The organism is Bordetella ansorpii (assembly GCF_900078705.1).
Lineage (GTDB): Bacteria > Pseudomonadota > Gammaproteobacteria > Burkholderiales > Burkholderiaceae_B > Bordetella > Bordetella ansorpii_A.
This window is the reverse complement of sequence record NZ_FKIF01000007.1, coordinates 281,601-299,502: the sequence shown is the minus strand read 5'-3', so window position 1 is coordinate 299,502 and position 17,902 is coordinate 281,601. Positions and strand designations below refer to the sequence as shown.

The window sequence follows — 17,902 nt, the reverse complement described above, 5'->3', positions numbered from 1 at the left end:
CGCTGTTCGTGTATCGCACGGTGCGCGCTCTCCTGTCCGAAGTGAACGCCGCGCGTCCTGGTCTACCTGCCGGGACGGGCTCCGAACCCCTACCAGGAGACAGCAGATGTCCTCTAACGCCCAGGCCGGCGCGCTAGCCGCCGCCAACGACGACGATACCCTCGAAACCCAGGAATGGCTGGAAGCGCTTTCGGCCGTGCTGGATCGCGAAGGCCCTGAGCGCGCGCATTTTCTGCTGGAACGCCTGGTCGACCTGGCGCGCCGTTCGGGCGCCCACATTCCGTTCTCGCCCAACACGGCCTACCTGAACACCATTCCGGAAGCGCTGCAGCCCGCGCACCCGGGCAACCTGGAACTGGAAGCCCGCATCCGCTCGTACGTGCGCTGGAACGCCATGGCCATGGTGGTCAAGGCCAACAAGCACAACCCGCCCGATGGCGGCGACCTGGGCGGCCACATCGCCTCGTTCGCCTCGCTGGCCACCATGATCGGTTGCGGCCAGAACCACTTCTGGCATGCCGAAAGCGAAAACCACGGCGGCGACCTCGTCTACTTCCAGGGCCACACCTCGCCCGGCATGTATGGCCGCGCCTACCTCGAAGGCCGCCTGACCGAAGAGCAGCTCGACCACTTCCGCCAGGAAGTCGACGGCAAGGGCCTGTCGTCCTACCCGCACCCGAAGCTGATGCCGGAATTCTGGCAGTTCCCCACGGTGTCGATGGGCCTCGGCCCCCTGATGGCCATCTACCAGGCCCGCTTCCTGAAGTACCTGCACGCCCGGGGCATCGCCGACACCAGCAACCGCAAGGTCTGGGTGTTCTGCGGCGACGGCGAAATGGACGAACCCGAGTCGCTGGGCGCGATCGCCCTGGCGGCCCGCGAAAAGCTCGACAACCTGATCTTCGTCATCAACTGCAACCTGCAGCGCCTCGATGGCCCGGTGCGCGGCAACGGCAAGATCATCCAGGAACTGGAAGGCGACTTCCGCGGTTCGGGCTGGAACGTCATCAAGCTGATCTGGGGCGGCTACTGGGATCCGCTGCTTGCGCACGACAAGGAAGGCATCCTGCGCAAGATCATGGAAGAGACCGTCGACGGCGAGTACCAGGCGTACAAGGCCAATGACGGCAAGTTCGTGCGCGAACACTTCTTCGGCAAGCATCCCAAGCTGCTCGAAGCCGTCTCGCGCATGAGCGACGAGGACATCTGGCGCCTGAACCGTGGCGGCCACGATCCCCACAAGGTGTTCGCCGCCTTCGACGCGGCCGCCAACACCACCGGCCAGCCGACCGTCATTCTCGCCAAGACCATCAAGGGCTACGGCATGGGCCAGGTGGGCCAGGCCAAGAACCCGACCCACCAGCAGAAGAAGCTGGAACTGGAATCGATCCGCGAATTCCGCGACCGCTTCGCCATCCCGATCCCCGACGACCAGCTCGAGAAGCTGCCGTACTTCAAGCCGGCCGAGGATTCGCCCGAAATGAAGTACCTGCACGAGCGCCGCAAGGCCCTGGGCGGCTACCTGCCCAAGCGTCGCGTCAAGGCCGACGAGCAACTCAAGGTGCCGGCGCTGGACGCCTTCAAGGCCACGCTGGAGCCCACCGCCGAAGGCCGCGAGATCTCGACCACGCAAGCCTTCGTGCGCGTGCTGAACACCATCCTGCGCGACAAGCAGATCGGTCCGCGCGTCGTGCCCATCCTGGCCGACGAATCGCGCACCTTCGGCATGGAAGGCCTGTTCCGCCAGATCGGCATCTACGCGCCGGAAGGCCAGAAGTACATCCCGGTCGATAAAGACCAGGTCATGTACTACAAGGAAGCCGCCGACGGCCAACTGCTGCAGGAGGGCATCAACGAGGCGGGCGCGATGAGCTCGTGGATCGCGGCGGCCACGTCGTACTCCACGAACAACCGCGTGATGATCCCGTTCTTCATCTACTACTCGATGTTCGGCTTCCAGCGCATCGGCGACCTGGCCTGGGCGGCCGGCGACATGCAGGCGCGCGGCTTCCTGCTGGGCGGCACCGCCGGGCGCACGACGCTCAACGGCGAGGGCCTGCAGCATGAGGACGGCCACAGCCACCTGCTGGCCTCGACCATCCCGAACTGCGTCTCCTACGACCCGACCTTCGCGCACGAACTGGCCGTCATCGTCCAGCACGGCTTGAAGCGCATGGTCGAGGACCAGGAGAACGTGTACTACTACCTGACCGTGATGAACGAGAACTACCCGCAGCCGGGCCTGACCGCCGGCGACGAGGAAGGCATCATCCGCGGCATGTACAAGCTGAAGTCGCACGGCTCGGGCAATACCCGCGTGCAGCTCATGGGCTCGGGCACCATCCTGCGCGAAGTCATGGCTGCCCAGGAATTGCTGGAAGCCGACTGGGGCATCGCATCCGACATCTGGAGCGTCACCAGCTTCACCGAGCTGCGCCGCAACGGCCTGGACGCCGACCGCCACAACCTGCTGAACCCCGAGGGCGAAACGCAGGTGCCGTACGTCACGCAGCAGTTGCAGGGCACGGAAGGCCCGATCATCGCGTCGACCGACTACATGAAGCTGTTCGCCGACCAGATCCGTCCGTTCGTGCCGGCTGGCCGCGCCTACCGCGTGCTGGGCACCGACGGCTTCGGCCGCTCGGACTTCCGCAGCAAGCTGCGCGAGCACTTCGAGGTCGATCGCCACTTCGTGGTCCTGGCCGCGCTGCGCGCCCTGGCCGACGAGGGCAAGGTGCCGGCCGCCAAGGTGGCCGAGGCCATCAAGAAGTACGGCATCAATCCCGCCAAAGCCAATCCGCAATACGCCTGAGGGTAGACAGATGAGCAATCTCGTTGAGATCAAGATTCCGGACATCGGCGACTTCAAGGAAGTGGAAGTCATCGAGGTGCTGGTGGCCGTGGGCGACACGATCAAGGCCGAGCAGAGCCTGATCACCGTCGAGTCGGACAAGGCGTCGATGGAAATCCCGGCCTCGCAGGGCGGGGTGGTGAAGTCGATCAAGGTGAACGTGGGCGACAAGGTGGCCGAAGGCAGCGTGGTCGTCGAAGTCGAGTCGGCCGACGCTTCGGCCGGCGAGGCCTCGGGCGACGCCCGGCCTGCCGCCGCGCCGGCGGCCGAGGCCAAGAAGGAAGAAGCCCCGGCCAAGGCTGCGGCCCCCGCCGCCGCGCCGGCACAGGAAGAATCCCCGGGCGGCGCCTCGGGCCCGGTCGAGATCGAAGTGCCGGACATCGGCGACTTCAAGGAAGTGGAAGTCATCGAGGTGCTGGTGGCCGAAGGCGACACGGTCAAGGCCGAGCAGAGCCTGATCACGGTCGAGTCGGACAAGGCGTCGATGGAGATCCCCGCCTCGCAAGGCGGCGTGGTCAAGTCCATCAAGGTCAAGGTCGGCGACAAGGTCGCCAAGGGTTCCGTGATCGTCGTGGTGGAAGGCCAGGGGGGCGGCGCCAAGCCGGCGGCGCCCCAGGCTGCCGCCGCCGAGGCGCCCAAGGCCCAGGCCGCCGCCCCGGCGCCGGCCAAGGCTGACGCCGCGCCGGCCGCCCCGGCCAAGGCGGCTCCCGCCGCCGCGCTGGCCGCCGCACTGGAAGACGCCGGCCTGCCGCCGAACAAGCTGCCGCACGCCTCGCCGTCGGTGCGCAAGTTCGCCCGCGAACTGGGCGTGAACCTGAGCCGAGTGCAGGGCACGGGCGCGAAGAACCGCATCACCGCCGACGACGTGCGCGGCTTCGTGAAGCAGGCGCTGGCGTCCGGCGCGGGTGCGGGCCAGGCCGCCGCCGCCAGCGGTTCGGCCGACGGCGCCGCGCTGGGCCTGCTGCCGTGGCCCAAGGTCGACTTCACCAAGTTCGGCCCGGTCGAAGCCAAGCCGCTGTCGCGCATCAAGAAGATCTCGGGCGCCAACCTGCACCGCAACTGGGTCATGATCCCGCACGTCACCAACAACGACGAGGCGGACATCACCGACCTGGAGGCCCTGCGCGTCCAGCTCAACAAGGAGAACGAGAAGTCGGGCGTGAAGGTCACCATGCTGGCCTTCGTCATCAAGGCCGTCGTGGCGGCCCTGAAGAAGTTCCCCGAGTTCAACGCCTCGCTGGACGGCGACACGCTGGTCTACAAGCAGTACTTCCACATCGGCTTCGCCGCCGATACGCCCAACGGGCTGGTGGTGCCGGTGGTGCGCGATGCCGACAAGAAGGGCATCTTCGACCTGGCGCGCGAAACCTCCGAGCTGGCCAGGAAGGCCCGCGACGGCAAGATCTCGCCCGCCGACATGCAGGGCGGCTGCTTCTCGATCTCGTCCCTGGGCGGCATCGGCGGCACGCACTTCACTCCCATCATCAACGCGCCCGAAGTCGCCATCCTGGGCCTGTCGCGTTCGGCCCAGAAGCCGGTGTGGGACGGCAAGCAGTTCGTGCCCCGCCTGACCCTGCCGCTGTCGCTGTCCTATGACCACCGCGTCATCGACGGCGCCTCGGCCGCGCGCTTCAACGCGTACCTGGGCCAGTTGCTGGCCGACTTCCGCCGCATCGCGCTGTAAACCGGAGAGACCATGAGCAAACTCACGGAAATCAAGGTTCCGGACATCGGCGACTTCAAGGAAGTGGAAGTCATCGAGGTGCTGGTGGCCGAGGGCGACACGATCAAGGCCGAGCAGAGCCTGATCACGGTCGAGTCCGACAAGGCTTCGATGGAGATACCCGCCTCGCAGGGCGGCGTGGTCAAGTCGGTCAAGGTCAAGGTGGGTGACAAGGTGGCCGAAGGCTCCGTGGTCGTCGAGGTCGAGGCGGGCGACGCTTCGGCCGCCGAGGCTTCGGGCGGCGCCAAGGCCGCCGCTGCGGCGCCGGCCAAGCAGGAAGAAGCGGCGCCGGCCGCCAAGGCCGCGCCCGCGGCTGACGCCAAGCCGTCCGCGCCGGCGCCTGCCGCCGCCAGCTATAGCGGTTCGGCCGACATCGAATGCGACGTGCTGGTGTTGGGCGCGGGCCCTGGCGGCTACTCGGCCGCGTTCCGCGCCGCCGACCTGGGCCTGTCCACCGTCCTGGTCGAACGTTACGCCACCCTGGGCGGCGTGTGCCTGAACGTGGGCTGCATCCCGTCCAAGGCGCTGCTGCACAACGCCGCCATCCTGGACGAGGCGCGCGCGCTGGCCGACCACGGCATCAGCTTCGGCGAGCCCAAGATTGACCTGGACAAGCTGCGCGGCTACAAGGACAGCGTGGTGGCCAAGCTGACCGGCGGCCTGGCCGGCATGGCGAAGGCGCGCAAGGTCACCGTGGTCACGGGCGTGGGCGAGTTCGCCGACCCGCACCACCTGACGGTCAAGGCGGCCGACGGCAAAACGCAGACCATCCGCTTCAAGAACGCCATCATCGCCGCCGGCAGCCAGTCGGTGAAGCTGCCGTTCCTGCCGCAGGACGACCGCATCGTCGATTCCACCGGCGCGCTGCTGTTGCGCGGCATCCCCAAGAAGATGCTGATCATCGGCGGCGGCATCATCGGCCTGGAGATGGGCACGGTGTATTCCAGCCTGGGCGCCCGCCTGGACGTGGTGGAAATGCTGGACGGCCTGATGCAGGGCGCCGACCGCGACCTGGTCAAGGTCTGGCAGAAGATGAACACCAGGCGCTTCGACAACATCATGTTGAAGACCAGGACGGTGGGCGCCGAGGCCCGCGAGGACGGCATCTACGTCAGCTTCGAGGGCGAGGGCGCACCCAAGGAGCCGCAGCGCTACGACCTGGTGCTGCAGGCCGTGGGCCGCAGCCCCAACGGCAAGAAGATTGCCGCGGACCGCGCCGGCGTCGCCGTGACCGAGCGCGGCTTCATCGAAGTCGACCGCCAGATGCGCACCAACGTGCCGCACATCTACGCCATCGGCGACATCGTGGGCCAGCCCATGCTGGCGCACAAGGCCGTGCATGAAGGCCACGTGGCGGCGGAAGTGATTGCCGGCCAGAAGTCCTTCTTCGACGTCCGCGTCATTCCGTCGGTGGCCTACACCGATCCGGAAGTGGCCTGGGTCGGCCTGACCGAGGACGAAGCCAAGAAGCAGGGCATCAAGGTCGAGAAGGGCGTGTTCCCGTGGGCCGCGTCGGGCCGCGCCATCGCCAACGGCCGCGACGAAGGCTTCACCAAGCTGCTGTTCGACGCCGACACCCACCGCATCCTGGGTGGCGGCATCGTCGGCACGCATGCCGGCGACCTGATCAGCGAAGTCGCGCTGGCCGTCGAAATGGGCGCCGACGTGGTGGACATCGCCAAGACCATCCACCCGCATCCCACGCTGGGCGAGTCGGTGGGCATGGCGGCGGAAGTGGCGGAGGGGGTCTGCACCGACCTGCCGCCGATGCGCAAGAAGTAATCGCCGCGATCACCGGCTTGCGCCGGCAGCGTGCAGAAGGCAGGAGATCCTCGGGTTTCCTGCCTTTTTCCATTCTGGGCCGCCCCGGGAGGAAAAGCGCCACCTCGGGGGGCGCAGGCTGGATAGGCGGTGAGGGAGCATTTCCCATTGCCGTGCGCCTGTCTTGAATCTGCGTTACCGTCGGCGTTCGACCATTGCCCTTGCAGCCGATCGATCATGCAGAATCCACTTCCCGTCCTGTCCCTTGCGCCGGATACGCCCGACTACCGCGACCTGGAGCGGGCCGTCGCGCTGCTGGTGTCTCCCACGCTGACCGCCCGGATCACGTCCATGGTCGGCAAGCCATTGGAAAGGCTGCTCGAGTATGTGCCCGACGGCTGGGAGAAGAACCTGCACAAGCTTGTGGAAGGCGCGCTCAGCAAGGCAGCGGATGCCGCGCTCTGGAGCCTGAACAACAAGCCGCAAGAGGCCTCACCCTGGTGGAACAAGGCTTATGCCGCGGCATCCGGAGGCGTGGGTGGTTTCTTCGGCTTCACCGGCCTGGCCATGGAGTTGCCTGTCTCGACGACCATCCTGATGCGCGCGGTGGCCGACGTCGCCAGAAGCGAAGGCTTCGATCTCTCCGATATCGAGACCAAGCAGGCCTGCATCGAGGTGTTCGCTCTCGGCGGCGAAACCAAGCAGGACGATCAGGCCGAGACCACCTATTACGCGATGCGGGTGTTCACGGCTGAAACGGTGGGCTTCATCGCCAAGGAGCTGGCCGCGATGACGTCGAAAGAGGCCACGAGCAAGGTCACGGGCGCATGGCTGGCGGCGCTGATCAAGAAGGTCGCCTCGCGTTTCGGCGTCGTGGTCACCGAAAAGGCCGCGGCCCAGGCCATACCGCTGATCGGCGCGGCGGGTGGGGCGGCGATCAACGTCATGTTCACCGGTTTCTACCAGGACATGGCGCGCGGGCACTTCATCGTGAAGCGGTTGGAGAAGAAATACGGCTTCGAGGCGGTGAAGCAGGCGTTCGAGGCCGTCCGCAAGCGCTCGCCGGCAGGGTAGCCCGAGGCATGGACGGCTGCGGGGCCACCCTGCGGGTTCAGGCGTGCGTATCGATGGTGCCGCCCAGCGTGGCATCCACGGCCTTGGGCGCGGTGGACTGCATCAGGGTGGCGATGGTGTCGGCCTGCGAATTCAGCACTTTCTTCAGCAGCAGGGCCTGCACGTTTTCCTGGGCATTCGCGTTGCGCAGGGCAACGGCGCTGTACACGGCGTTGTTGACGTCGACGTCCATGGAAATCCTCTGGTCAGGTGGGTACGGCGATTGTACGCGCTCTGGATTACAGGCAGGTGATCTTCAGGCCCGACAGCCCGTGGGCTTGCAGGGTGGCGGCAATTTCCTGCTGGTAGTTCGGATTGGCGATCACCAGCACGTCGCCTTCGCGGGCATCGGCATACAGGGCTTCTGGGGCCTGGATCGGAATGCGGGACCCGGGCAGGAACTTGCCGCATTTGCCGGGATTGATGTCCACCACGTAAGCCATCTTGTCCAGCAGCCGTTGCTGGTTGCGGCAATGCATCAGGAACATGCAGCCCTTGGTGGCGGCGCCCCAGAGGTAAAGGCGGGCGGGCGCCGCGATCATCTCGTCCAGTTCGGCGATGCGCGAGGACAGGCTGGGGAACAGGCTGTCGAAATCCAGCGTCTGCCATTGCGACGCGTCGTCGTAACGGCTGCCGTAGTCCTGGGAAACCGTGGAAATGTCGGCCAGCACGTACTGGTATTGATCGCCGAACAGCAGTCCGTGCGTGGAGGCCGTCGAGCCGAACAGGCCGGTCAAGGCCGTGCGCGTGAAATAGTTGACGTGTTCGTACGTGATGTCGAAGAAGGCCTGATGGGTCAGGATCCATTCGTGGCTGGGCACTTCGATGTAGACGTGGCCGGTCTTGAATATGTCTCGCAGCATCGCCAGGAAGCGATGCGGGGCGGGGATGTGTTCCAGCACGTGGCGCAGGACGATGACGTCGGCCTGTATGCGGTCGTCCGGGCCCAGGTAGCGTTTCTCGATGCGCGGGTTGGCGCCCTCGTAGGTCGCGTCATAGCCGCTGGCATCGAAATGCCCGTCGGCAAGCGCGAGCTCGACGAAATCGCCTTTCCCGCATCCCACTTCCACGAGCTTGCTGCCGCGCGGAAAGCGCGCCTTCAGCAGGGCCAGCACGTTCTGCATGTGGGCCAGGAACAGGGGGGAATGCGCCTGGCTGTTCTGGTAGTCCTGGTCATACACCGCGAGATCCGCCAAGAACGCCGCATTCTCGACGAAATCGAGCGCCACGTTGCGGCGTAGCTGCATGCGGCCGATCACTTCGGGTTCGTCGGCTCGAAGCAGCGGCCGGTTGGGAAGGGTCGGGACTTCCAGCACGTTCGGCATGCTTCAGACCCGGCGCAGGAAGCCGCTGGGCGCCACGGTGATCAGCAGCGTGTCCTCGATCTGCTGGTCGATCTCCAGGGCCAGGCGCTGGCCATCGGCCGCCTGCACGTCCTGTTCCTGCAGCAGCTTCAGGTACTCCCAGACCGCGGTCTTGGGGTTGTTGCCCTTGCTCCAGGGGCGGGGCGGGCCGACGTCCTCGGGCAGGTCCTCGACAATGGTGTCGAACACGATGCAGTAGCTGTCCGGGCTGGTCAGGGGCGCGTACAGCTTCAGTTCTTCCAGGACGTGGTCGTGCGTGTGGTTACTGTCCAGGCAGATCAGGATCTTCTTCTTGCCGGCGGCGGCGCGCCGCACCTGCTCGAAGGTTTCCTGGGCGATGCTGGAGCCCTGGATCATCTCGATACGGCGTGCCATCGGATGGGCCAGGATGGCCTCGCGATTGTGAGCCCGGATGTCGATGTCGACCCCCAGGATCCTGGCGTCCGGATTGCCGCCGCACTGCGCGATCAATTCAAGAATGCTTGCATAGAAAATCAGCGAACCGCCACGCGCGATGCCGGTCTCGATGATCAGGTCCGGCTGCACCGCCCACAGCAACTGCTGCACGCCCACCATGTCCTGCGGATGCTGGATGACGGGCCGGCCCAGCCATTCGAAGTGATACGAGTACTTGTGCTCGGCCGCCTTGGAGATCCATTGGTTGGTCAGCGCGCGCAGTTCCGCGTCGGCGCCCTGGCCGCGCACTTCTTCCGCGCATTCCGCTTTGAATTTTTCGTGTTCGCTCATGGTTGTTGATCCTCGTTTTTGCCCCAGAAGGCCATGGGCTCATAGTCCGGGTAGGGGTAGTACCCCAGTTCAATCCGTATGTCGGAGCCGACGTGTTCGATACGTTCCTCCACCAGTCGCCTGATGGAGATGGGTTTGCCGCTGCAGATGTTCACGGGGCCGTCCAGGCCACTGTCGAAACGATCCACGATGCGGCGCGCGACTTCCTGCACGGGCAGGTAATCGCGCAGCTGTTCTCCGCCACTCATGCGGAAGACGGCGTCGCCGTTGGCGATGGCCTGGTCGAGCTGCGCCAGGATCGAGCGCGGATTCTGGCCCGCGCCGTACATGTAGAACAGCCGCGCCCATTGCAGCGAGAACCCGGTGCTGCCTTGCAGGCATTGCAGGTACTGGCGCAGCGTGTCCTTGGCGATGGCGTACGGCGTGGTGGGCCGGGTGGGCGTCCTGGCATCCAGGGGGCCGTCCTGCATGCCGTATTCCTGGCAGGTGCCGGTGACCAGCACGGTGCTGACGCCCGACTCCACCAGCTTGCGTATCAAGCCGCAACTGGCGGGCAGGTTGTCCTCGATGTGGGACAGCGAGCGGTAGTCCGGCAGGCCGGACCAGGCCAGGTGTATCAACCCGGCATCCGGCTGCGGCGTGAAGCCGAACGACTGGCTGCGCAGGTCCACGCAATGGAAGTCGACCTGGGCATGCCAGGGCATGCGCGCCGCCTTGTTCTTGTCACGCCCGAGGGCGACGACCCGATGGCCCCGCTGCAACAGCAAGGGCACGACGTACTGGCCGATGAAGCCGGTCGCGCCGCTGACGATGACCTGGCGCGGCGCGGCGGACGGGAGGGCGTGGGCGTCGCTCATGGGAGGGAGGGGGGCTGCACGGCGTGCCGCGTCAGTTGATGGCCAGGGAAGGGATGGCCGTGACGAACTGCGCGCCCCACTGCTGGCGGGCATACGCCAGTTGCTCGCCGATCTCGGCCTTCAGGTTCCAGGGCAGGACCAGGATGTAGTGCGGCCGATCCTGCCGCAACACCTCTTCGTCGACGATCGGGATATGGCTGCCCGGCAGGTGCTGGCCCTGCTTGGCGGGATTGCGGTCCACGACGTAAGGCAGCAGGTCCGGGCGCACGCCGGCATAGTTCAGCAGGGTATTGCCCTTGGCGGCCGCGCCGTATGCGCCCACCCGCTTGCCCTCGGCGCGGGCCGTGAGCAGGAACGACAGCAAGCCGTTCTTGGCCTGGTTCGCGTGGGCCTGGAAGCGCTGGTAATAGGCCTGGGTGCGGATGCCGGCGGCGTCCTCTTGTTCCAGCATGCCGGCTACGCCGGCCGACACGGCATGCGTGCCGGTGTCGGCGCGTTGCGCATACACGCGCAGGCTGCCGCCGTGCGTGGGCAGTTCCTGGACGTCGAATACCTGCAGGCCGTTGGCGGCGAAGATGGCGTGCACCGCGGTCAGCGACAGGTACGAGTAGTGCTCATGGTAAGCCGTGTCGAACTGGTGCTCGGCGGCCATGCGCAGCAGGTGCGGGAACTCGAACGTCGCGACGCCGCTCGGCTTGAGCAGGCAGCGGAAGCCGCCCACGAAATCATTGATGTCGGGGACGTGCGCCAGCACGTTGTTGGCCGCCATCAGGTCGGCCGCGCGGCCTTGTTCCGCCAGCGCCTGGCCCAGCTCCACGCCGAAGAACTGTTCGATGATGTCCAGGCCGAGCTTGCGGGCGGCGGCGGCCGTGCTGGCCGTCGGCTCGATGCCGTAGCAGGGTACGCCCGCGTCCTTCACGTATTGCAGCAGATAGCCGTCATTGGCGGCGATCTCGACCACCCTGCTGTCGACGCCCAGCCCGAAGCGCGCGATGCTGTCGGTGACGTAGCGCCGCGCGTGCTCCAGCCAGGAGCGCGAGAAGGAACTGAAGTAGGCATATTCTTCGGTGAACAGCGCCTCGCGGCCCGCGTAGTCCTCGGTCTGGACCAGCCAGCAGCTTTCGCAGACCAGCAGGCGTAGCGGAAACCAGACTTCCGGGCGGTTCAGGTCGCCGGGTTTCAGGTAGGCATTGGATGGCGGGGCGTTGCCCAGATCCAGAAAGGGCAAGCGCAGTTCCGCGCTGCAATGGCGGCACTTCATGGTTCCAATCCTTGGAATTCGGAGTCGATGAACCCGTGGCGGCGGTCGCGGTCGGACACTTCCGTCACGGGTTCGGGCCAGGCGATGCCCAGCCGCTCATCCTGGTGATGCAGTCCGCCCTCGGACGAGGGCACGTAGGGCGCGGTGTGGCAGTAGATCAGTTCCACGTCGTCCGTCAGCGTCTGGAACCCGTGCGCGAAACCCGCGGGAATGAACAGGCCGTGTCCGTTCTCGGCCGACAGGCGTTCGGCATGCCACTGCAGAAACGTCGGGGAGCCGCGCCGCAGGTCGACCGCGACGTCCCAGACCTCGCCGCGGATGCACTGGACGAGCTTGGCGTCCGCATCCGGGTGATGCTGGAAATGCATGCCGCGCACCGAACCCCGGCGCGAGGTGTAGCTGTGATTGACTTGCGCCACGGAACCCTGCCACCCGCAAGCATGCAGTTCGGTCGGGCTGAACAGGCGGGCGAAGAAGCCCCGCGTATCGCCGATACGCTTGCGCCTTATCAGCATCAGTCCGTCCAGCGGCGTCGGATCGACGGTGAAGCTCATGCCGCCGCCTCGTAGGCGTTCAGGTCGGCCTCACACAACAGGCGGGCGTTCGTGCCCGAATCGAATGCGCGATACCAATGCATCGTGCGCGACACGGATTCGGCCAGGGTCCAGCGGGGCGCCAGGCCCAGCACGGCACGGCTGTGCGAGGTGTCGAGGTTCAGCAGGCCCGCCTCATGGGGGCCGGCGTTGTCGGTGCCAAAATGGACCTCGCCGCTGCCGTAGGCGGCGCGGGCCAGCTCCACGACATGCCTGACCGGCGCGGCATCCGACACGTCCGGGCCGAAGTTGTACGCACCGGCGCTGGCCGGGCGCTGCCACAGTTCCTGGGCAAGTCGCAGATAGCCCGCCAGGGGCTCCAGTACGTGTTGCCACGGACGCACGGCATCGGGACGGCGTATGTCGAGGGGCTGGCCGCTCTGCCAGGCGCGTATGGCGTCGGGCAGCAGCCGGTCCTCGGACCAGTCGCCGCCGCCGATCACGTTGCCGGCGCGCGCGCTGGCGACAGCCAGGCCTTGGGCCGCCAGAAAGGCGTCGCGATAGCAGGCGATCGCCAGCTCGCAGGCCGCCTTGCTGGCGCTGTAGGGATCATGTCCGCCCAGGGCGTCCGTCTCGCGGTACGGATAGTGCCATTCCTGGTTGCGGTAGACCTTGTCGGTCGTGACGGCCACGACGGCGCGGACGCTGTCCACGTGGCGCACGGCGTCCAGCAAGTGCACCGTGCCCATCACATTGGTCGAGAACGTTTCGACGGGCACCCGGTAGCTGGCCCGGACCAGCGGCTGCGCCGCCAGGTGCAGCACGATCTCGGGCTGGGCTTCCCGGACGATCGCGGCCAGGGCGTCCCTATCGCGGATATCGCACAGCCGGCTATCCATGTCGTGCGACAGGCGCAGTTCGTCGAACAGGGCGGGCCGCGCATCCGGGGGCAGGGCGATGCCCGTCACCTGGGCGCCCAGGCGCGTCAGCCACAACGACAGCCAGCTACCCTTGAAACCGGTGTGCCCCGTCACCAGGACGCGCCGGCCGCGGTAGATATCGCCGAACGGGCTCACTCCCACTTTCTCCAGGGGGGATTGCCTTGCGACCAGAGCTGTTCGAGGTGGTTCTTGTCGCGCAAGGTGTCCATGGCCTGCCAGAAACCGCTATGGCGGTGCACCATCAGTTGATGCTCGGCGGCCAGCCGCATGAGCGGCTCGTTCTCGAAGCTGGTCTGATCGCCCTCGATGTAATCCAGCACGGAGGGATTCAGTACGAAATAGCCGCCGTTGATCCAGGCGCCGTCGCCGGCGGGCTTCTCGCGGAAGCTCATGACGGCGTCGTTCTCGATGTCCAGGGCGCCGTATCGGCCGGGCGGCTGGATGGCCGTCACGGTCGCCGGCTTGCCATGCTTCAGGTGGAAATCGACCAGCGAGCGGATGTCGATGTCGCTGACACCGTCGCCATAGGTGAAGCAGAAGGGCTCATCGTCCAGGTGGTCGCGCACGCGCTTCAGGCGGCCGCCGGTCAGGGTATCCTCGCCGGTGTTCACCAGCGTCACGCGCCACGGCTCGGCATAGCGGTGATGCACTTCCATGGCGTTGCGGCTCATGTCGAACGTGACGTCGGACATGTGCAGGAAATAGTTGGCGAAGTACTCCTTGATGACGTACCCCTTGTACCCGCAGCAGATCACGAAATCGTTGATCCCGTGATGCGAGTACGTCTTCATGATATGCCAGAGAATCGGCTTGCCGCCGATCTCGATCATGGGCTTGGGCTTGAGATACGACTCTTCGGAGATCCGGGTGCCGTAGCCCCCGGCAAGAATCACCGCTTTCATGATGTATGCCTGCGTCGAAAAAAGCGCCCGGCGATCGGGCGTGCGTTTTGTCAGCGAAACCGCTTTGCCAGGACCTGCTGAACGGTGTGTTGGAAAGACGCGATCGAAGCCGGAGGCATGTGACTGCGGGCCAGCGTCGCGATGTCGTCGCGGTAGTAGCGATAGAGGCCGGATGCGGGCAGGGCCTCTTTCTTTCCGGTGATGCGTTCGGCCGCCGACTCCGCGCGCTGCTTGAAGAAGCGCCGGAAGTACTTGGGACCGTTGTTCATGTACTCGAGGTGCCCCTTCCACAGCAGGTGGCTGATCAGGACGTGGTCGCACGACATGGTCTGGCGCATGTCGCAATCCTGCAGGTGCGCGCGCCGGAACATCGAGTGGATGATGGTGCAGTTGGCGAGCTTGACCACGGAGTCGAGGTAGCGTTGCGCGGGCTTGTCGCTATTGAACTCGTAGATGGCGGCGGGCATTTCCCGCTCGATGGTGCCTTCATGGACCGAATAGGGGCGTCCGAACACCATGGACAACTTGTCGTTCTCGTCCAGCCGCTTGATGGCGTTCGACACATAGTCGGGCGACAGGTAATCGTGGCCGCCCAGCCACATGAAGTACTCGGACTGGGCGGCCATGAAAGCGAACGTGAAGTTCGTCATGGAGCCCTTGTTCTGGTCATGCCGATGCAGCTTGAAGCGTGAATCGCCGCCGGTCAGATCCTGGACGATCTCGAGCGTGCGGTCGGTCGAGGCGTTGTCCGAGATCAGGAAGCCGACATCGTCCGCGTCCTGCGCGAGCAGGCTGCGGATCGTGTGCTCGATGTACTTCTCTTCGTTATAGACCGGAACGCCGACGCAGGCCTTGCGCGGGGGCTCGGCCAGCAGGATGGCGGGCACCTCGATGCGGTTGCGCAGGTCGAGCGTCGAGGCCTCCGGCTCTTCGTCGCGCAGCAAGCCGTTGGCGCGCAGGAATCGCGTCGCCGACGGCTCGTCGAGGCGCGCCAGCAGATTGAACGCCAGATCCGAGGCGTGATAGACCGTGTGCAGCAGGAAGGCCAGCTTGCGCAGTTGGTTCGGTTCCAGGGTAGCGAGGCGCGCCTCATCCGGCACGAACAACGCGTTGGCATGCACCAGTTGCGAGCCGCCGAAGGGCTGTTTCAGCGGAGTCTCGGCTGGCAGCGAGCTGTGGTGGTGCAGGCCGTCCAGACGCAGCAGGCGCATGCCGTACCGCGCCATCTGGGCGATGAGCGAGGACAGGTCGGGCTGATCCTGGTAGATCTGCATGAACATGACGCGTGCATGCACCAGCAGCATGTCCGGCATCAGCCCTTCGGCGCCGCGCAGGATCGCCAGGCTGTCATGCCTGTCGTCCAGGATCAGCCAGTCGATCCGTTCCAGGCCTTCGATGGCGTCCAGCCTGACCGTCTGCACGGGCAACCGGGCCAGCACGTTGGCGCCTGCGCGCGAATAGGGGGGCTGTTGATCGAGGGGCAGCAGATTCAGCGTGCCGGAGAACGAGGCTTCCAGGCAGGCGTTCAGCGTCCGGGGCTGCCCGTCGCCCAGGGCGAATTCGGTGTGATAGTGCTGGATGCGGCCGTCATGCAGAAGCTTGTCCGCATCCTGGGTGTTGCTGGCCGGGTCGATGACAATCATCGACAGCGTCTTGGTGCGCGCCAGGTCCTTGTACTTCCAGCCGCGCACCATGGAGGCCCCATGGTCCAGCGTCACGATGCGTCCTTGGAAAGCGAAACTGAACTGCGTGTCCTCTTGCGCTGTCTGCGCCTTGGGATGAGACACCACGGTCGGCGCGTCGTCGTCCTCGAACCAGGGCTGGCCGTCGGGCGTGAAGGCCAGCGCGGCGGGCTTGCGGCCGGCGCAGTATCGTTGCCAGATCGCCCGCAGGGCGTCGCCCAGGTGGCCGGCGAATTTCTTGCCGTCGCAGATGGGGGATTCGAGCAGGATCTGGCGCAGGTGGCTGCGGATGGTGGCCAGCGCCTGCAGGTCGGACACCAGTTCCAGCGCACGGGCACGGTACTGGTCCCAGTCCTGGGCCACCAGTTCGGCCATGCCGGCGTTGACCAGGTGCGTGGCCGAGTGCCGGCCGGCGAACGTCGGGCCTGGCAGGCTGACGACGGGCACGCCCATCAGCATGGCTTCGCAGGTGGTCAAACCGCCGGAATAGGGCCAGGGATCCAGCGCCACGTCGATGTCGTTGTAACGGCCGAACAGGTCGTAATGCAGGGACTGGCCCTCGAACATCACGCGCTCTTCGGCCACGCCTTCGGCGGCCATGATGGCCACGATACGCTTGCGCAAGTCGGGGCTTTCGTACGGGCCGCTCTTGAGCAGCAGCCGCGAATCGGGCACCTGCATCATCAGGCGCGCCCATTCCGTCAACAGCACGTCGTTGATCTTGGTCGGGTTGTTGAAGCAGCCGAACGTGATGTATCCGTTCTTCAGCGCCGGCAACGGGCCCACCGCGGGCACTTTGGGGGGCGGCACGTAGCAGATGTAGTCGTCCGGCATGCGGATCAGCTTCTCGGTATAGAAGCCGTCGCTGTCGGGGGGGCTTTCGATGCTGTCGGTGATCAGATAGTCGATGAAGTCGACGCCCGTCGTGTTGATCAGGCCACCGACCCATTTCACCAGCAGCGGCGCGGGCTCCATGGCCATCGAGCGCATGCGCGTACCCGCATTGTGGCCGGCCAGGTCGATCAGGATGTCGATCTTGTCGTCACGGACGCGCTGCGTGAACTGGTCGTCCGTCATCTTGGCCGTGGATACCCACGACGCCGAGATATTCATCAGGCGTTGCGTCAGGTGATCGACGACGGGGCTGGTCGTGTAGCAGTAGAGTTCCACGCCCATCGAGTCCAGGTGCTCGAGCGCGGTGGTCGTCATGGCGCCCACCGGATGCTGGCGGAACCCGTCCGAGAACAGGCCGATGCGCAGGCGGCGGTCTGGGGACAGATCGTCCGGTACCGGGCGCACCTGGCGCGTCTCGGGCAGGAAGATGGCGCCCCAGTTCTTGCAGGCGGCCAGGATGTCCTCGCGCGTACGCGTGGGCATGTAGTGCATCAGCGTGACGAGATTCGAGTGCGCGAACGGGCTCTTGGGCATGAGCTCGACCGCTTTCCTATAGCACTCTTCGGCTTGCTCGAACAGACAAAGGTCGCGCTTGATGTTGCCGAGGTTGGTCCATTGCCCGAAGGTACTTTGCCCTTCGGCGATCAGCTTGCGCAGCGCGGCCTCGGCCTCTTCATATTTGAAGCGGCGGGTCAGGATGATGGCGCGCGTGGCTTGCGCGGATTGATCCTCGGGCCGGTGCTTCAGGGATTCTTCGATATGGTGCAGCGCCCCGATGTTGTCGTTCAGGTGCATCAGCACATGCGCCATGCCTTGATGGCCCGGCACGCAGTTCTCGTCCAGTTCGAGGGCTTGCGTGAAATGCTGGCGAGCCACGGCCTGGTTGTCGGCCTGCAATTCGATCATGCCCAACAGCGCGCGTGCATGGGCGTCCTGAGGCGCCAACTCGCAAGCCTGCTGTGCGGCCGAACGGCCTTCGTCGAACTCCTTGACCTGCAACAGGTTCCGGGCGAACTCCTTCCAGGCGTGGACATCGTCCGGCGAACGGCGGGTGCGTTCCTGCGCCTGTTCGAGGGTCAGCGCGACGATGGCGCCCTGTGCTCGCGGAATGCTCTTGAGCAGCTGTTGGCGGTTGGGTTTGTTTTTCATGGAAGCAGGACGCTAAACGAGTTCTCGCAGCAGTGTATGGGGCGGGCAGGGCGGCGAATTGCGCGGTAAACCAAGGAAATTGGCCGTATTTCCTTGCACGTGTCTTTCATGCGCCAACGGCGGC

The 17,902-nt window shown here is 65.7% G+C and carries 13 protein-coding genes; 4 read left to right on the top strand and 9 right to left on the bottom strand.

What is annotated here, in order from left to right; translation table 11 throughout:
- Positions 1-106 precede the first annotated feature (106 nt).
- From aceE to A6745_RS17050, 4 genes are all read left to right on the top strand, one after another.
- Positions 107-2,812: a pyruvate dehydrogenase (acetyl-transferring), homodimeric type gene (gene aceE / locus A6745_RS17065; RefSeq protein WP_066129711.1), complete on the top strand. Its 2,706-nt coding sequence runs from the start codon at positions 107-109 to the stop codon at positions 2,810-2,812.
- Between the two features lie 10 nt (positions 2,813-2,822).
- Positions 2,823-4,535: a dihydrolipoyllysine-residue acetyltransferase gene (gene aceF, locus A6745_RS17060; protein ID WP_066129708.1), complete on the top strand. Its 1,713-nt coding sequence runs from the start codon at positions 2,823-2,825 to the stop codon at positions 4,533-4,535.
- Positions 4,536-4,547: 12 nt separating this feature from the next.
- Complete coding sequence (gene lpdA, locus A6745_RS17055) at positions 4,548-6,356, top strand: dihydrolipoyl dehydrogenase (RefSeq protein WP_066129703.1); 1,809 nt, start codon at positions 4,548-4,550, stop codon at positions 6,354-6,356.
- A 216-nt stretch (positions 6,357-6,572) separates the two neighbouring features.
- A complete protein-coding gene (locus tag A6745_RS17050) occupies positions 6,573-7,409 on the top strand; it encodes an EcsC family protein (RefSeq protein ID WP_066129697.1) in 837 nt (278 codons plus the stop codon).
- 37 nt (positions 7,410-7,446) lie between these two features.
- Here A6745_RS17050 and A6745_RS17045 read toward each other — a convergent pair whose 3' ends face one another.
- From A6745_RS17045 to A6745_RS17005, 9 genes are read right to left on the bottom strand one after another with little or no spacing between them, the layout of a single operon-like run.
- Positions 7,447-7,641, bottom strand: coding sequence for a putative motility protein (locus tag A6745_RS17045; protein WP_066129694.1), 195 nt, complete (start codon positions 7,639-7,641; stop codon positions 7,447-7,449).
- 46 nt (positions 7,642-7,687) lie between these two features.
- Positions 7,688-8,773, bottom strand: coding sequence for a class I SAM-dependent methyltransferase (locus A6745_RS17040; protein ID WP_066129691.1), 1,086 nt, complete (start codon positions 8,771-8,773; stop codon positions 7,688-7,690).
- Between the two features lie 3 nt (positions 8,774-8,776).
- On the bottom strand, positions 8,777-9,559 hold the full coding sequence (locus A6745_RS17035) for a cephalosporin hydroxylase family protein (RefSeq protein ID WP_066129688.1): 783 nt from the start codon (positions 9,557-9,559) through the stop codon (positions 8,777-8,779).
- Positions 9,556-10,416 (bottom strand): NAD-dependent epimerase/dehydratase family protein, encoded by an 861-nt coding sequence (locus A6745_RS17030; RefSeq protein WP_066129686.1) that lies wholly within the window; start codon positions 10,414-10,416, stop codon positions 9,556-9,558. The genes A6745_RS17035 and A6745_RS17030 overlap by 4 nt, the downstream gene beginning before the upstream one ends.
- Positions 10,417-10,447: 31 nt before the next feature.
- Positions 10,448-11,677, bottom strand: a complete 1,230-nt coding sequence (locus A6745_RS17025; RefSeq protein ID WP_066129683.1) for a class I SAM-dependent methyltransferase — start codon at positions 11,675-11,677, stop codon at positions 10,448-10,450.
- A complete protein-coding gene (gene rfbC / locus A6745_RS17020; RefSeq protein ID WP_066129680.1) occupies positions 11,674-12,231 on the bottom strand; it encodes a dTDP-4-dehydrorhamnose 3,5-epimerase in 558 nt (185 codons plus the stop codon). Before rfbC ends, A6745_RS17025 begins: the two co-directional genes overlap by 4 nt.
- The gene (rfbG, locus tag A6745_RS17015; protein WP_082853119.1) at positions 12,228-13,286 is read right to left on the bottom strand and encodes a CDP-glucose 4,6-dehydratase; all 1,059 of its coding nucleotides are present in this window, start codon (positions 13,284-13,286) and stop codon (positions 12,228-12,230) included. The genes rfbC and rfbG overlap by 4 nt, the downstream gene beginning before the upstream one ends.
- Positions 13,283-14,053 (bottom strand): glucose-1-phosphate cytidylyltransferase, encoded by a 771-nt coding sequence (gene rfbF / locus A6745_RS17010; RefSeq protein ID WP_066129672.1) that lies wholly within the window; start codon positions 14,051-14,053, stop codon positions 13,283-13,285. The genes rfbG and rfbF overlap by 4 nt, the downstream gene beginning before the upstream one ends.
- A 50-nt stretch (positions 14,054-14,103) precedes the next feature.
- Complete coding sequence (locus tag A6745_RS17005; protein WP_082853118.1) at positions 14,104-17,778, bottom strand: O-linked N-acetylglucosamine transferase family protein; 3,675 nt, start codon at positions 17,776-17,778, stop codon at positions 14,104-14,106.
- Positions 17,779-17,902 lie beyond the last annotated feature (124 nt).

Excerpts from the sequence above, each read along its gene's own strand:
- A6745_RS17025 (WP_066129683.1), bottom strand. The coding sequence starts at position 11,677 with ATGAAGTGCCGCCATTGCAGCGCGGAACTGCGCTTGCCCTTTCTGGAT.
- aceE (WP_066129711.1), top strand. The coding sequence starts at position 107 with ATGTCCTCTAACGCCCAGGCCGGCGCGCTAGCCGCCGCCAACGACGAC.
- A6745_RS17005 (WP_082853118.1), bottom strand. The coding sequence starts at position 17,778 with ATGAAAAACAAACCCAACCGCCAACAGCTGCTCAAGAGCATTCCGCGA.
- A6745_RS17050 (WP_066129697.1), top strand. The coding sequence starts at position 6,573 with ATGCAGAATCCACTTCCCGTCCTGTCCCTTGCGCCGGATACGCCCGAC.
- A6745_RS17030 (WP_066129686.1), bottom strand. The coding sequence starts at position 10,416 with ATGAGCGACGCCCACGCCCTCCCGTCCGCCGCGCCGCGCCAGGTCATC.
- A6745_RS17040 (WP_066129691.1), bottom strand. The coding sequence starts at position 8,773 with ATGCCGAACGTGCTGGAAGTCCCGACCCTTCCCAACCGGCCGCTGCTT.
- A6745_RS17045 (WP_066129694.1), bottom strand. The coding sequence starts at position 7,641 with ATGGACGTCGACGTCAACAACGCCGTGTACAGCGCCGTTGCCCTGCGC.
- lpdA (WP_066129703.1), top strand. The coding sequence starts at position 4,548 with ATGAGCAAACTCACGGAAATCAAGGTTCCGGACATCGGCGACTTCAAG.
- aceF (WP_066129708.1), top strand. The coding sequence starts at position 2,823 with ATGAGCAATCTCGTTGAGATCAAGATTCCGGACATCGGCGACTTCAAG.
- A6745_RS17035 (WP_066129688.1), bottom strand. The coding sequence starts at position 9,559 with ATGAGCGAACACGAAAAATTCAAAGCGGAATGCGCGGAAGAAGTGCGC.
- rfbF (WP_066129672.1), bottom strand. The coding sequence starts at position 14,053 with ATGAAAGCGGTGATTCTTGCCGGGGGCTACGGCACCCGGATCTCCGAA.
- rfbC (WP_066129680.1), bottom strand. The coding sequence starts at position 12,231 with ATGAGCTTCACCGTCGATCCGACGCCGCTGGACGGACTGATGCTGATA.